The organism is Telluria sp. RB2R28, from assembly GCF_059685835.1.
The window spans coordinates 1,057,011-1,070,610 of sequence record NZ_JCASIK010000001.1; the positions used below are offsets into that span (position 1 = coordinate 1,057,011).

Annotated in this window: 8 protein-coding genes and 3 tRNA genes; all 11 read left to right on the top strand. The window is 61.4% G+C overall.

All coding sequences use genetic code 11. From position 1 onward, the window contains the following. The first annotated feature begins 37 nt into the window (after positions 1–37). The 11 genes from AC56LV_RS04745 to AC56LV_RS04795 all read left to right on the top strand — a co-directional run bounded on the left by AC56LV_RS04745 (position 38) and on the right by AC56LV_RS04795 (position 13,530). Entirely contained in the window at positions 38–1,207 is a 1,170-nt protein-coding gene (locus tag AC56LV_RS04745; protein ID WP_499556268.1) for an efflux RND transporter periplasmic adaptor subunit, read from the top strand. Further along, a complete protein-coding gene (locus tag AC56LV_RS04750) occupies positions 1,204–4,302 on the top strand; it encodes an efflux RND transporter permease subunit (protein WP_499556269.1) in 3,099 nt (1,032 codons plus the stop codon). Before AC56LV_RS04745 ends, AC56LV_RS04750 begins: the two co-directional genes overlap by 4 nt. A gap of 158 nt (positions 4,303–4,460) precedes the next feature. Beyond that, positions 4,461–4,547 (top strand) — tRNA-Leu (locus AC56LV_RS04755). Positions 4,548–4,578: 31 nt separating this feature from the next. Further along, positions 4,579–5,919, top strand: a complete 1,341-nt coding sequence (tig, locus tag AC56LV_RS04760; protein WP_499502146.1) for a trigger factor — start codon at positions 4,579–4,581, stop codon at positions 5,917–5,919. A gap of 78 nt (positions 5,920–5,997) precedes the next feature. Beyond that, on the top strand, positions 5,998–6,615 hold the full coding sequence (clpP, locus tag AC56LV_RS04765) for an ATP-dependent Clp endopeptidase proteolytic subunit ClpP (protein WP_307732379.1): 618 nt from the start codon (positions 5,998–6,000) through the stop codon (positions 6,613–6,615). Positions 6,616–6,797: 182 nt separating this feature from the next. Further along, positions 6,798–8,066 (top strand): ATP-dependent Clp protease ATP-binding subunit ClpX, encoded by a 1,269-nt coding sequence (gene clpX, locus AC56LV_RS04770; RefSeq protein WP_183552143.1) that lies wholly within the window; start codon positions 6,798–6,800, stop codon positions 8,064–8,066. Positions 8,067–8,335: 269 nt separating this feature from the next. Beyond that, positions 8,336–10,750 carry an endopeptidase La gene (gene lon / locus AC56LV_RS04775; protein WP_499556270.1) on the top strand — a complete coding sequence of 805 codons (2,415 nt, stop codon included), beginning with the start codon at positions 8,336–8,338 and terminating at the stop codon, positions 10,748–10,750. A gap of 208 nt (positions 10,751–10,958) precedes the next feature. Beyond that, positions 10,959–11,231 (top strand): HU family DNA-binding protein, encoded by a 273-nt coding sequence (locus tag AC56LV_RS04780; protein ID WP_499504351.1) that lies wholly within the window; start codon positions 10,959–10,961, stop codon positions 11,229–11,231. A gap of 81 nt (positions 11,232–11,312) precedes the next feature. Further along, positions 11,313–11,389 (top strand) — tRNA-Asp (locus tag AC56LV_RS04785). A gap of 25 nt (positions 11,390–11,414) precedes the next feature. After that, positions 11,415–11,491: transfer RNA gene (locus tag AC56LV_RS04790), tRNA-Asp, on the top strand. A gap of 119 nt (positions 11,492–11,610) precedes the next feature. Further along, positions 11,611–13,530, top strand: a complete 1,920-nt coding sequence (locus AC56LV_RS04795) for a SurA N-terminal domain-containing protein (RefSeq protein WP_499556271.1) — start codon at positions 11,611–11,613, stop codon at positions 13,528–13,530. The last annotated feature ends 70 nt before the right edge of the window (positions 13,531–13,600 follow it).

A 13,600-nucleotide genomic window follows, 5' to 3' on the forward strand; every position in this document is an offset into this window, starting at 1 on the left:
CATGCGACGCGCAGCCAGCTTCGGCGCGAGACGCCGCATGCCCAGTCAAAGGATCACCACCGTGTTTGTCCGATTTTCTTCCCCAATCCTGCGGGCGGCCTTGCTCGCCTTCTGCGCCGCCGGCGCCCTGGCTGCATGCTCCAAGCCCGCGCCGCCGACTGAGGATATCCGTCCGGTGCGGGTGATTCAACTGGTGGCGGATGCGGGCGCCGAGCGGTCGCAGTTTTCAGGCGACGTGCGGCCACGCTACGAGTCGCAGCTGGGCTTTCGGGTCGGCGGCAAGATCATCGAACGCAAGGTGGATGTGGGCGCGACCGTCAAGCGCGGCACGGTGCTGATGCGGCTCGATCCGCAAGACGTCAAGCTGGCGGAAACCCAGGCCCGCGCCACGCTGCGCGCTGCCGACACCGAGCGCGAACTGGCCGCTGCCGACTACCAGCGGCACGTCAATCTGCGCTCCCAGAATTTCGTCAGCCAGGCTGTCCTCGACGCCAAGCAAAGCGCGCTCAAGGCGGCCCAGGCCAACGTCGACGCCGCGCGCGCCGGCTTGCGCGGCCAGTCGAACCAGGCCGATTACACGACCCTCGTCGCCGACGTCGATGGCGTCGTCACGGCCATTGATGCCGAAGTGGGGCAGGTCGTCCAGGCTGGCACGCCAGTGGTGCACGTGGCCCGCACCGCGGAGAAGGAAGTCGTGATCGGCATCCCCGAGAACAAGGTGGACGGATTGCGCCAGTCGGCCGACGTGGTCGTGCGCCTGTGGGCCGATGCCGGGCAGACCATCCCGGGCAAGATCCGCGAAATCGCGCCGATGGCCGATGCGGCGACCCGCACCTACACCGTGAAAGTCGCGCTGCCCGCCCGCGCCGATGCGCGCCTGGGGATGAGCGCGATGGTGGAGCTGGCAACAGGCGCGGCGACCACCGGCGGCCTGCGTGTGCCGTTGAGCGCGCTGGTCAACAACAAGGGCGCGAGCAGCGTCTGGGTGGTCGAAAACGGCGCCGTCAGGCTCGTGCCGGTGCAGGTGGCCGGCCAGGTCGACAACGACGTGCTGGTCTCCGGGGCCGTGCGCGCCGGCCAGAACGTGGTCACGGCCGGCGTGAACCTGCTCAAGCCGGGGCAGAAGGTGCGCATCCTCACCGCCGACATCGCGCGCCGGGCAGACGCCGAAGCCGCCATGACCGCCAACGGCGGGGCCGCACAATGAAGGGCTTCAACCTGTCGCGCTGGGCGCTGGAACACATCCCGCTCACGCGCTTCCTGATCGCCGCCTGTCTGCTGTTCGGCATCCTGAGCTACTTCGAACTGGGCCAGGACGAAGACCCGCCATTCACCTTCCGCGCGATGGTCGTGCGCGCCGTGTGGCCGGGCGCCACGGCGCTGCAGATGGCCGAGCAGGTCACCGACCCGCTCGAGCGCAAGCTGCAGGAGACACCCTACGTCAACACGATCCGCAGCTTTTCCAAGCCGGGTGAAACCACGATCCTGATCGAGCTGCGTGAATCGACGCCGCCCAAGGAGACAACGGCCGCGTGGTATCAGGTGCGCAAGAAAATCGGCGACATCACCGCCACGCTGCCGCAGGGCGTCATCGGTCCGTTCTTCAACGACGAATTCGGCGACACCTACGGGTCGATCTTCGCGTTGTCAGGCGACGGCTTCACCTACGGCGAAATGCGCGACTACGCCGACTTCGTGCGCCAGCAACTGCTGCGCGTGCCGCTGGTGGCAAAGGTCGAGCAGTTCGGCGTGCAGAACGAAAAAGTGTATATCGAGTTCTCGAGCAAGAAATTTGCCCAGCTCGGGGTCCCGTTCGAGCAGATCGTGAACCAGATCGCCACGCAGAACGCGGTCGAGGCCAGCGGCGTGCTGGTCACGCCGACAGACAACCTGTCGGTGCGGGTGACGGGCGCGCTCGGCACGCTCGACCAGATCGAGGCGCTGCAACTGCGCGCCGGCGGCACCACGTTCCGCCTCGGCGACTTCGCCACCGTCAAGCGCGGCTACCAGGACCCGCCGGCCGACAAGATGCGCTTCAATGGCAAGGAAGTGATCGGCCTGGGCGTATCGATGGAAAAGGGCGGCAACATCATCACGATGGGCAAGGGGCTGGCCGACACGGTGGCCCGCATCCGCGCGCAGCTGCCGGTCGGGATCGAGCTCGAACGGGTGGCCGACCAGCCGCAGGCCGTCAAGGAGTCGGTCGGTGAATTCGTCAAGGTGCTGATCGAGGCGGTCGTCATCGTGCTGGTCGTGTCGTTCCTCGCCCTGGGCCTGCACACCAAGCCCAAGTGGCGCATCGATATCTACCCGGGCCTGGTGGTGGCGCTGTCGATCCCGCTGGTGCTGGCCATCACGTTCCTGGCCATGCGCATGCTCGACATCTCGCTGCACAAGATTTCGCTGGGCGCGCTGATCATCGCGCTGGGCCTGCTGGTGGACGACGCCATCATCGCCGTCGAAATGATGGTGCGCAAAATGGAAGAGGGCCTGTCGCGCTTCGAAGCCGCCACCTTCGCTTACACGTCCACCGCGATGCCGATGCTGACCGGGACCCTGATCACGGCGGCGGGCTTCCTGCCGATCGGTCTTGCCGAATCGGCTGCGGGCGAGTACACGTTCACGATGTTCTCGGTCAACGGGCTGGCGCTGCTGATCTCTTGGGTGGTGGCGGTGATGTTCACGCCGTACATCGGTTTCATGCTGCTCAAGGTCAAGCCGCACGCGCATGGCGAGAGTGGCCATGAAGTGTTCGATTCCCCGGCTTACCGGCGCTTCCGGCGCATCGTGACCTGGTGCGTCGAGTGGCGCAAGACGACCATCGCGCTGACGCTCGCCGTGTTCGCGCTGGGCATTTTCGGCTTCACGTTCATCGAGAAGCAGTTCTTCCCGGATTCGAGCCGGCCCGAACTGATGGTCGAGCTGTGGTCGCCCGAGGGCACGAGCTTTGCCGCCAACGAGGCGACCGTCAAGCGCTTCGAGGCGTTTCTGGCCAAACAGCAGGGCGTGCAGAGCGTGACGAGCTATGTCGGCACCGGCAGCCCGCGTTTCTACCTGCCGCTGGACCAGATCTTCCCGCAGTCGAACGTCTCGCAGGTGGTCGTGCTGCCCGTGAACACGGCTGCGCGCGACGCGCTGCGGCTGAAGATCGTCGACATCTTCAAGCACGATTTCCCCGAAGTGCGCGGCCGCGTCAGGCTGCTGGCCAATGGCCCGCCGGTGCCGTACCCGGTGCAGTTCCAGGTATTGGGGCCGGACATCGGCGTCGTGCGCGGGATTGCCGACCAGGTCAGGGCGACGCTGCTGGCCAATCCGAACACGCTGGGCGTGAACGACAACTGGAACGAATCGATCAAGGTGCTGCGTCTCGATCTGGACCAGGACAAGCTGCGCGCGCTGGGCGTGACGTCGCAGGCCGTGCGGCGCGCGGTCAACACGACGCTCACCGGCACGGCGGTCGGCCAGTTTCGCGAATCGAACCGCTTGATCGACATGGTCGTGCGCCAGCCACTGGAAGAGCGTTCGACCATCACGCGCCTGTCCGAAACGCTGGTGCCCACCGCCAGCGGGCAGGCCGTGACGATCGGCCAGGTGGCGCGCGTGCGCTTCGTCTGGGAACCGGGCGTCGTCTGGCGCGAAGGCCGCGAGTGGGCCATCATGGTCCAGGCCGACGTGATCGACGGCATCCAGGGGCCGACCGTGACGGCGCAGGTCGACAAACAGCTGGGTGAGATCCGCGCCAGGCTGCCGGCCGGCTACCGCCTGACGATCGAAGGCGCCGCCGCCGACAGCTCCGAAGCCGAGGCGTCCATCGCCGCCAATGTGCCGCTGGTGCTGTTCATCGTGTTTGCGCTGCTGATGCTGCAGCTGCACAGCTTCTCGCGCTCGCTGCTGGTATTCCTCACCGGCCCGCTGGGGGTGGCGGGCGCCGCGATGGCGCTGTTGATCCTCGACCGGCCGTTCGGCTTTGTCGCGAATCTGGGCGTGATCGCGCTGTTCGGCATGATCATCCGTAACTCGGTGATCCTGGTCGACCAGATCGAGCAGGACATTGCCACCGGCAGCCATCCGTGGGATGCAATCGTCGAAGCGGCCGTGCGCCGCTGCCGGCCGATCCTGCTGACGGCCGCCGCGGCGGCGCTGGCGATGATCCCGTTGTCGCGCTCGACGTTCTGGGGCCCGATGGCGGTGGCGATCATGGGCGGCCTGATGGTGGCAACGGCATTGACGCTGTTATTCCTGCCGGCCTTGTACGCGGCGTGGTTCCGCGTGAAAAAGCCGGCAGGGGTGGGCGGCAAATGAATGCACTCACCCCCGCACTGGAAAAAATGATGCCCAATAGTGTCAGAAATTCCAGTAAAATAATCGATTGAAGTTGTAGCCCCTAAACAATGGAGTGCAGGGCGGCCGGGTTCTACTGTCGGGCGCCCTTTGTTTTTGAGGCGATATTGCAATCCTGAGCGAGGATGGCGAAATTGGTAGACGCACCAGGTTTAGGTCCTGACGCCAGCAATGGTGTGGGGGTTCGAGTCCCCCTCCTCGCACCACGAATAATTATTTTTTTGGACGATTTTTACAATGGCAACTGCAGTCGAAACCCTGGGTAAACTCGAACGTCGCTTGACGATCTCTTTTCCGGTCGCTGACGTCCGCACTGAAGTCGAGAAGCGCCTGAAACAGCAGGCCAAGACCGCCAAGGCGCCTGGCTTCCGTCCGGGTAAAGTGCCGCTCAAGATGGTCGCTGCCCAGTACGGCTACCAGATCGAATCGGACGTGCTCAACGACAAAGTTGGCCGCGCATTCAACGAAGCCGCTGTCGCCAACGAACTGCGCGTTGCCGGTTTCCCGAAAATCGAGCCAAAAGACGACGCTCCTGAAGGCGTCCTCGAATTCAACGCGACCTTCGAAGTCTATCCTGAAGTCGTCATTGGCGACCTGGCAGCCGTTGAAGTCGAAACCGTCGTGACCGAAGTGTCCGACACCGAAATCGACAAGACCATCGACATCCTGCGCAAGCAGCGTGTGCACTACCACACCAAGGGCGAAGAGGGCGAACACGGCACCGGCGGCGAGCCAGTCGCAGCCGAGGGTGACCGCGTCACCGTCGACTTCGTCGGCACGCTGGACGGCGTCGAATTCGACGGCGGCAAGGCTGAAGATTACGCATTCGTGCTGGGCGAAGGCCGCATGCTGCCTGAGTTCGAAGCTGCAACGATCGGCCTGAAAGTCGGCGAAGCCAAGACCTTCCCGCTGGCGTTCCCAGAGGACTACCATGGCAAGGACGTCGCCGGCAAGACCGCCGAGTTCACCATCACGCTGAAAGCACTCGAGTGGGCGCACATGCCTGCAGTCGACACCGAATTCGCCCAGTCGCTGGGAATCGAAGACGGCTCGATCGAGAAAATGCGCGAAGACATCAAGGTGAACTTGGAGCGCGAAGTGCGCGCCCGCGTCAAGGCCCGCAACAAGGAAGCCGTGATGGATGCACTGGTCAAGGCCACCGAACTGGACGTGCCGACCGTGATGGTCGAGCAGGATTCGGAGCGTCTGGCCGAAATGACCCGCCAGGACATGGCACAGCGCGGCATGGACGTGGCCAAGCTGCCATTCCCGTCCGAGATGTTCAAGGACAAGGCCGAGCGCCGCGTGCGCCTGGGTCTGATCCTGTCGCAACTCGTTGCCGACAACGATCTGCAAGCCACGCAAGACCAGGTAAAAGCCCAGATCGAAGATTTCTCGCAGAGCTACGAAGACCCGAAAGAAGTCCTGAAGTACTATTTCAGTGATCGTCGTCGCCTCGGTGAAGTCGAAGCCCTTGTATTGGAAGAAAACGTCGTCAACTACGTACTTGGCAAGGCCAAGGTCTCGAACAAGACCGTCGCTTTCGATGAACTGATGGGCAGCGTCCCACAGGCTTAAGAAAAGCAGGCCGGCCCCTCGAGGCCGGCTTTTTTCAATGGCCCATTTGACCAACCCCTAACAAGGAACGAGACAGGTATGATGCACAATCCAGCACTGGATACACAGGCACTCGGCTTGGTGCCGATGGTCGTCGAGCAAAGTGGTCGCGGCGAACGCGCCTACGACATTTACTCGCGCCTCTTGAAAGAACGCGTGATTTTCCTGGTCGGTCCCGTCAATGACCAGATGGCCAACCTGATCGTCGCCCAGATGCTGTTTCTGGAAAGCGAAAATCCTGACAAGGATATCTCGCTCTACATCAACTCGCCGGGTGGCTCGGTCTCGGCCGGCCTCGCGATCCTCGACACGATGAACTTCATCAAGCCCGACGTCTCGACGCTGTGCACGGGCCTGGCGGCCTCCATGGGCGCCTTCCTGCTGGCAGCCGGCGCCAAGGGCAAGCGTTTCTCGCTGCCGAACTCGCGCGTCATGATTCACCAGCCATCGGGTGGCTCGCAAGGCATGGCCTCGGATATCGAAATCCAGGCCAAGGAAATCCTGTACCTGCGCGAGCGTCTGGCCCGCATCATGTCCGATAACACCGGCCAGAGCATCGAACAGATCCACCGTGACACCGACCGTGACCGCTTCATGTCGGCCGAAGAGTCGGTCGAATATGGGTTGATCGACAAGGTCCTCACGCACCGCGGTTAAGAAATTGCCCGAGCATCCAGCGTGATGTTGGAAAAAAACGCCCGGACGCGAACACGTTCGGGCGTTTGTTTTTTATTTCGGGTAGCATGTTCGCATGCGCACCAGTTGCGCCCTTGGATTCGCCCTTGTTGCGTTTCCGGTTAAGCGTTATATTCATAGCAATTCAATAGAGTCCTGCCCCCATGTCAGAGAAAAAATCCTCCAGCGGCGAAAAACTGTTGTACTGCTCGTTCTGTGGAAAGAGCCAGCACGAAGTCAAGAAGCTGATCGCAGGACCGTCGGTGTTCATCTGCGATGAATGCATCGACTTGTGCAACGACATCATCCGCGATGAAACCTCGAACGTCGAAACGGTCACGGGCGCCAAGTCCGACCTGCCGACGCCCCTTGAAATCACCGAGCTGCTCGACCAGTATGTGATCGGTCAGCAAACGGCCAAGCGCATCCTGTCGGTGGCGGTGTACAACCACTACAAGCGCCTCAAGCACCTGGGCAAGAAAGACGAAGTCGAACTGGCCAAGAGCAACATCCTGCTGGTCGGCCCTACCGGCTCCGGCAAGACGCTGCTGGCCCAGACGCTCGCCCGCATGCTGAACGTGCCGTTCGTGATCGCCGATGCGACCACGCTGACCGAAGCCGGCTACGTCGGCGAAGACGTCGAGAACATCATCCAGAAGCTGCTGCAGAGCTGCAACTACGAGGTTGAAAAGGCGCAGCGCGGCATCGTCTACATCGACGAGATCGACAAGATCTCGCGCAAGTCCGACAACCCGTCGATCACCCGTGACGTGTCGGGCGAGGGCGTGCAGCAGGCGCTGCTCAAGCTGATCGAAGGCACGATGGCATCGGTGCCGCCGCAGGGCGGGCGCAAGCACCCGAACCAGGACTTCGTCCAGATCGACACGACCAACATCATGTTCATCTGCGGCGGCGCGTTCGATGGCCTGGCCAAGGTGATCCAGAACCGTTCGGTCAAGAGCGGCATCGGTTTCGGCGCCACGGTCAAGAGTCTCGATTCTGGCTACAACGCCGAGATCCTGCTCGAAGCCGAACCCGAAGACCTGATCAAGTTCGGCCTGATTCCCGAGCTGGTCGGCCGTCTGCCGGTGGTGGCTGCCTTGTCCGAGCTGACCGAAGAAGCGCTGATCCAGATCCTGATCGAGCCGAAGAATGCCTTGATCAAGCAATATTCAAAATTGCTGGAAATGGAAGGCGCCGAACTGGAGATTCGTCCGGCAGCGCTGCATGCAATTGCAAAGAAAGCATTGGCCCGTAAAACCGGTGCACGTGGCCTGCGTTCGATTCTCGAACACGCGCTGCTTGACGTGATGTATGAATTGCCAGGCCAGTCGAATGTCGTGAAAGTCGTGATCGATGAAAATACGATCACGAACGGCGCGAAACCTTTGCTGATTTACAGCGAAACGGCAAAAGCTTCGGGAGAAAACTGAAAAAAATCCGTCGGCAAGCGACAAATTGCTTGCCGCACGGATTCAACTCGGTACAATCAATCTCAATAAGAGATCCCGGCTTCATTCGAAAAGCCACTCGCGGTACGCCGTGCGGTGGCTTTTTCATTTTCCGAGGGTCTTTTATTGGAACGGCTATATGCTCTGACAAGTACGTTTTCTTTTACTTACAGAATATATTTTTACCGGACGGTCTTGTGTTTTGGCTGTCCAGCGCCCAAGTTCAGAACACGCTTTTTATAAGGTATGCCATGACAACTTCGAAATTAACCGAGCAAACGACGCTGCCACTTCTGCCGTTGCGCGATGTGGTTGTGTTCCCGCATATGGTGATACCTCTGTTCGTTGGCCGCCCTAAATCGATCAAGGCTCTGGAAGCCGCGATGGAGCAGGGCAAAAGCATCATGCTGGCCGCCCAGAAGGCCGCCGCCAAGGACGAACCGTCCGCCGCAGACATCTACGAGATCGGCTGCGTCGCCAATATTCTGCAGATGCTGAAACTGCCGGACGGCACCGTCAAGGTCCTGGTCGAGGGTTCGCAGCGCGCCCGCATCGATACGATCAATGACGGCGCCACGCACTTCACGGCGCAACTGACGCCGGTCGAATCGGAAATCGGCGACGACTCCGAAGTCGAGGCGATGCGCCGCGCGATCGTCCAGCAGTTCGACCAGTACGTCAAACTCAACAAAAAGATTCCACCAGAAATCCTGGCGTCGCTCGCCGGCATCGATGACGCAGGCCGCCTGGCCGATACCGTCGCTGCGCACCTGCCGCTCAAGCTCGAGCAGAAGCAGGTGATCCTGGAGATCTTCAACGTCGCCAAGCGCCTCGAGCACCTGCTCGGCCAGCTGGAAGGCGAGCTGGACATCTTGCAGGTCGAGAAGCGTATCCGTGGCCGCGTCAAGCGCCAGATGGAAAAATCGCAGCGCGAGTACTACCTGAACGAGCAGGTCAAGGCGATTCAGAAAGAGCTGGGCGAGGGCGAAGAGGGCGCCGACATCGAGGAACTCGAAAAGAAAGTCGTCGCTGCCAAGATGCCGAAAGAAGCCATGGAAAAAGCCCAGGCCGAAATTCGCAAGCTCAAGCTGATGTCGCCGATGTCGGCCGAAGCCACCGTCGTGCGCAACTACATCGATACGCTGGTGTCGCTCCCATGGCGCAAGAAGTCGAAGGTCGCGATCGATCTGGCCAGTGCCGAAGCCGTGCTGGAACAGGATCACTATGGCCTGGACAAGATCAAGGAACGTATCCTGGAATACCTCGCAGTGCAACAACGCGTCGACAAGCTGAAAGCGCCGATCCTGTGCTTCGTCGGTCCTCCGGGCGTCGGCAAGACGTCGCTTGGCCAGTCCATCGCCCGCGCGACGAACCGCAAGTTCGTGCGCATGGCCCTGGGTGGCGTGCGTGACGAAGCCGAGATCCGTGGCCACCGCCGCACGTATATCGGCTCGATGCCGGGCAAGGTGCTGCAATCGCTGGCGAAAGTCGGCGTACGCAACCCGTTGTTCCTGCTCGACGAGATCGACAAGATGGGCGCCGATTTCCGTGGCGATCCGTCGTCGGCCCTGCTCGAGGTGCTGGACCCGGAACAGAACCACACGTTCTCGGACCATTACCTGGAAGTGGACTTCGACCTGTCGGACGTGATGTTCGTGGCGACCTCGAACTCGTACAACATTCCGCCAGCGCTGCTGGACCGGATGGAAGTCATTCGCCTGTCGGGTTACACCGAAGACGAAAAGACCAGCATCGCGCTGCGCTATCTGTTGCCGAAGCAGTTGAAGAACAACGGCCTGAAGGAAGACGAAATCAAGGTCGAAGAGACCGCGATCCGCGACATCATCCGTTACTACACCCGCGAAGCCGGCGTACGTTCGCTCGAGCGCGAAGTGTCGAAGATCTGCCGCAAGGTCGTCAAGATGCTGTTGCTCAAAAAGCCGGGCGCGGGCGCCGACAAGCGCGTCATCGTCAACGGCAAGAACCTGGACAAGTTCCTGGGCGTGCGCCGCTATGACTTCGGCGTGGCCGAGAAAGACAACCAGGTCGGCCAGGTGGTCGGTCTGGCCTGGACCGAAGTCGGTGGCGATCTGCTGACGATCGAAGCCGTCAACGTGCCGGGCAAGGGGGCCATCATCCGCACCGGTACGTTGGGCGACGTGATGAAGGAATCGATTGAAGCCGCCCGCACCGTGGTGCGCAGCCGCGCCGCACGCCTCGGTATCAAGAACGAGGCGTTCGAGAAGGCCGACATCCACATCCACGTGCCGGAAGGCGCGACGCCGAAGGATGGTCCGTCGGCTGGTATCGGCATGACGACGGCGCTGGTTTCGGCCTTCACCGGCATCCCGGTGCGCGCCGATGTGGCGATGACGGGCGAGATCACGCTGCGCGGTGAAGTCCTGCCGATCGGCGGTCTGAAAGAGAAACTGCTGGCAGCGCATCGCGGTGGCATCAAGACGGTGCTGATTCCCGAGCAGAACGTGAAGGACCTGGCCGAGATTCCGGACAACGTCAAGAACAAGCTCGAGATTGTGCCGGTGCGCTGGATCGAGAAAGTGCTGGAGATCGCACTGGAGCGTCAGCCGCAGCCGCTGGTGGAAGATCCCGCAGTGGCCGTCGCGCCGGCGCCAGTGGAAGCCAAGCCCGAAGTGGTCAAGCACTAAATAGTATCGAGCTGCTTGCAGCTTTCTGAAACAGGCGCCCGGGTGGCGCCTGTTTTTTTTTGCGTCGTCGGGATGGCGCGTCTTATGCCACAGATGAACCTGCGTTGAAGCGGCCTCGCTTGACAGCGTCATGTTGCCCTTGTTTAATACGGCCTGCACTTTTGCAGCAGCGGCGCATGTGCGTCACGAACGGGAAACGAGGGAACGAGTGAACAAGTCAGAACTGATCGAAGAAATCGCGAAGTCCGCGGACATTACCAAGGCATCGGCAGCGCGTGCCCTCGACGCCGTGATCGACGCCGTGACCGAGACCCTGAAAAAGAACGACAGCGTGACCCTGGTCGGCTTTGGCACCTTCACGGTCGGCGAGCGCGCGGCACGCACGGGCCGCGATCCGCGTACCAAGGAGCCCATCAAAATCAAGGCTGCACGCGTCCCGAAATTTAAGGCTGGTAAAGCGCTGAAAGATGCTGTAAACTAATGCCTTCTTCGCGGTGACAAGCGAAGGAAAGCAACAGGGGTTGTTGTGTAGTCCCTGATGTTCGTTGGTGTGTTTTTTGCTGGAGCGGTAGTTCAGTTGGTTAGAATACCGGCCTGTCACGCCGGGGGTCGCGGGTTCGAGCCCCGTCCGCTCCGCCACAAAAAACGCACAAACATTATGTCTGGAGCGGTAGTTCAGTTGGTTAGAATACCGGCCTGTCACGCCGGGGGTCGCGGGTTCGAGTCCCGTCCGCTCCGCCAGAATTGCGTAAAATAGGGGTGGCTCGCTGAGCCGCCTCATGATGAGAAGAGGCGAACGCGAGTTCGCCTTTTTTTTTAACTTGTGCTGTTATTGCATTCTCAACCTTGAATGGCTGACCATGTTTGAATTTATTCGGAACAACAAGCGTTGGATGTACGGGATCCTGCTTCTTTTGATCGTCCCATCGTTCGTGTTTGTCGGGATGGAGAGTTACCAGAGTAATGATGCCGGAACCCACGTTGCCACCGTTGGCGGCGAAAAGATTTCGCGCCAGGAATGGGAAGATGCGCAGCGTCGCCAGATCGACCAGGCACGCCAGATGATGGGCGCCCAGTTCGACCAGAAGATGTTCGAGACGGCCGAAGCGAAGAAAACGATCCTCAACAATCTGGTCGGTGAGCGGGCCATCAGCGCCGAAATTGCCCGTTCCAAGATGAACGTGAGCGACGCGACGCTGCAAAAGACCATCATGGAGATCCAGCAGTTCCGCCAGCCGGACGGTGGCTTCGACATGGAAGGCTACAAGGCCGCCCTGGCAGCGCAAGGCCTGACGCCGGCGATGTTCGACCAGCGCCTGCGCCGCGACCTCACCGTGCAGCAGCTGACCGGTTCGATCCAGGCCACGGCATTCGCACCGCGCAGCGTCGCAACGCGCCTGTCGAACATCAACGACCAGGAACGTGAAGTGCAGGAGATCGTGTTCCCGATCGCGACTTATCTGCCGCAGGTGAAAGTCACCGATGCGATGGTCAAGGCCTATTACGACAAGAACGCGCCGCTGTTCCAGATTCCCGAGCAGGTCAAGGCCGAATACGTCGTCTTCAATGCCGCCACCGTCGAAAACCAGGTGCAGGTGTCGGACGCCGAAATCAGCGACTTCTATAACAAGAACCTCAAGAACTACACGACGCCCGAGCAGCGTAGCGCCAGTCACATCCTGATCACGGTGTCGAAAGACGCCAGTGCCGCCGCACAGGCAGCCGCCAAGACCAAGGCGGAAGCCGTGCTGGCGCAAGTGCGCGCAGCGCCAGCGAACTTCGCTGCCATTGCCAAGGCCAACTCGCAAGACACCGATTCGGCCCCGTCGGGCGGTGACCTGGGCGTGGTAGCGAAGGGCACGTTCAGCAAGTCGATGGACGATGCGATCTTCACGCTGAAAGAAGGCGAAACGAGCGGCCTGGTGCAGTCTGAATTCGGCTGGCACATCATCAAGCTGAACTCGGTCAAGCCGGCGACGCAAAAGTCGCTGGACACGGCGCGCGAACAGATTGCGGGCGACCTCAAGAAGCAGAAGATGGCTGCCAAGTACACCGAACTGGCTGGCGTGTTCAGCGAGACGGCGTATGACCAGTCGGACAGCCTGAAGCCGGTGGCCGACAAGCTCAAGCTGCAGATCCAGACCGTCGACAACCTGACCCGTACGCCGAATCCGGCGCTGGGGGATGCACCGTTCAACAACGCCAAGTTCCTGACTGCGCTGTTCAGTAACGATGCGCTGAAAAACAAGCGCAATACCGAAGCAGTGGAAGTCGCGCCAAGCGTGCTGGTGGCAGGTCGTGTGGTTGAACTGCGTCCGGCGGCCAAGCGTCCGCTGGCCGAGGTCGAGGCGCAGATTCGTCAGCGCGTGACGATCGAGGAAGCTGTGCGCCTGGCACGCCAGGCCGGCGAAGCCAAGCTGGCCGCAGCCAAGGCAGCAGGCGACGCAACCGGTTTCGGCCCTCCCGTGACGGTCTCGCGCACCATGAAGCCGACGATCAACCAGGCAGGCGCGATTGCCGTGCTCAAGGCTGACGCCACCAAGCTGCCGGCGTATGTCGGTGTCGATGTGCCGGGCCAGGGTTACGCGGTCTACCGCATCAACAAGGTCTCGCAGCCGGCGCAGCTCGACGCGGCGCGCCGCAAGCAGGAAGCCGACCAGATCGGCAACATGATGGGCCAGCAGCAGATGGTCGACTACGTCGAAGCGCTGAAGGTCAAGGCCAAGGCCAAGGTAACGGCCACGGCGTCGCAACTGGGCACGAATACCGACGCGCAGTAAATCGTCGCCTGTTCGGCCCTAGCTGAAAAAAGCCCGGTTGCGCAAGCAGCCGGGCTTTTTTGCGATGTGC

Bases quoted from the DNA above. Each gene is read 5' to 3' on its own strand.
- AC56LV_RS04745 (WP_499556268.1), top strand. From the start codon at position 38: ATGCCCAGTCAAAGGATCACCACCGTGTTTGTCCGATTTTCTTCCCCA.
- AC56LV_RS04750 (WP_499556269.1), top strand. From the start codon at position 1,204: ATGAAGGGCTTCAACCTGTCGCGCTGGGCGCTGGAACACATCCCGCTC.
- tig (WP_499502146.1), top strand. From the start codon at position 4,579: ATGGCAACTGCAGTCGAAACCCTGGGTAAACTCGAACGTCGCTTGACG.
- clpP (WP_307732379.1), top strand. From the start codon at position 5,998: ATGATGCACAATCCAGCACTGGATACACAGGCACTCGGCTTGGTGCCG.
- clpX (WP_183552143.1), top strand. From the start codon at position 6,798: ATGTCAGAGAAAAAATCCTCCAGCGGCGAAAAACTGTTGTACTGCTCG.
- lon (WP_499556270.1), top strand. From the start codon at position 8,336: ATGACAACTTCGAAATTAACCGAGCAAACGACGCTGCCACTTCTGCCG.
- AC56LV_RS04795 (WP_499556271.1), top strand. From the start codon at position 11,611: ATGTTTGAATTTATTCGGAACAACAAGCGTTGGATGTACGGGATCCTG.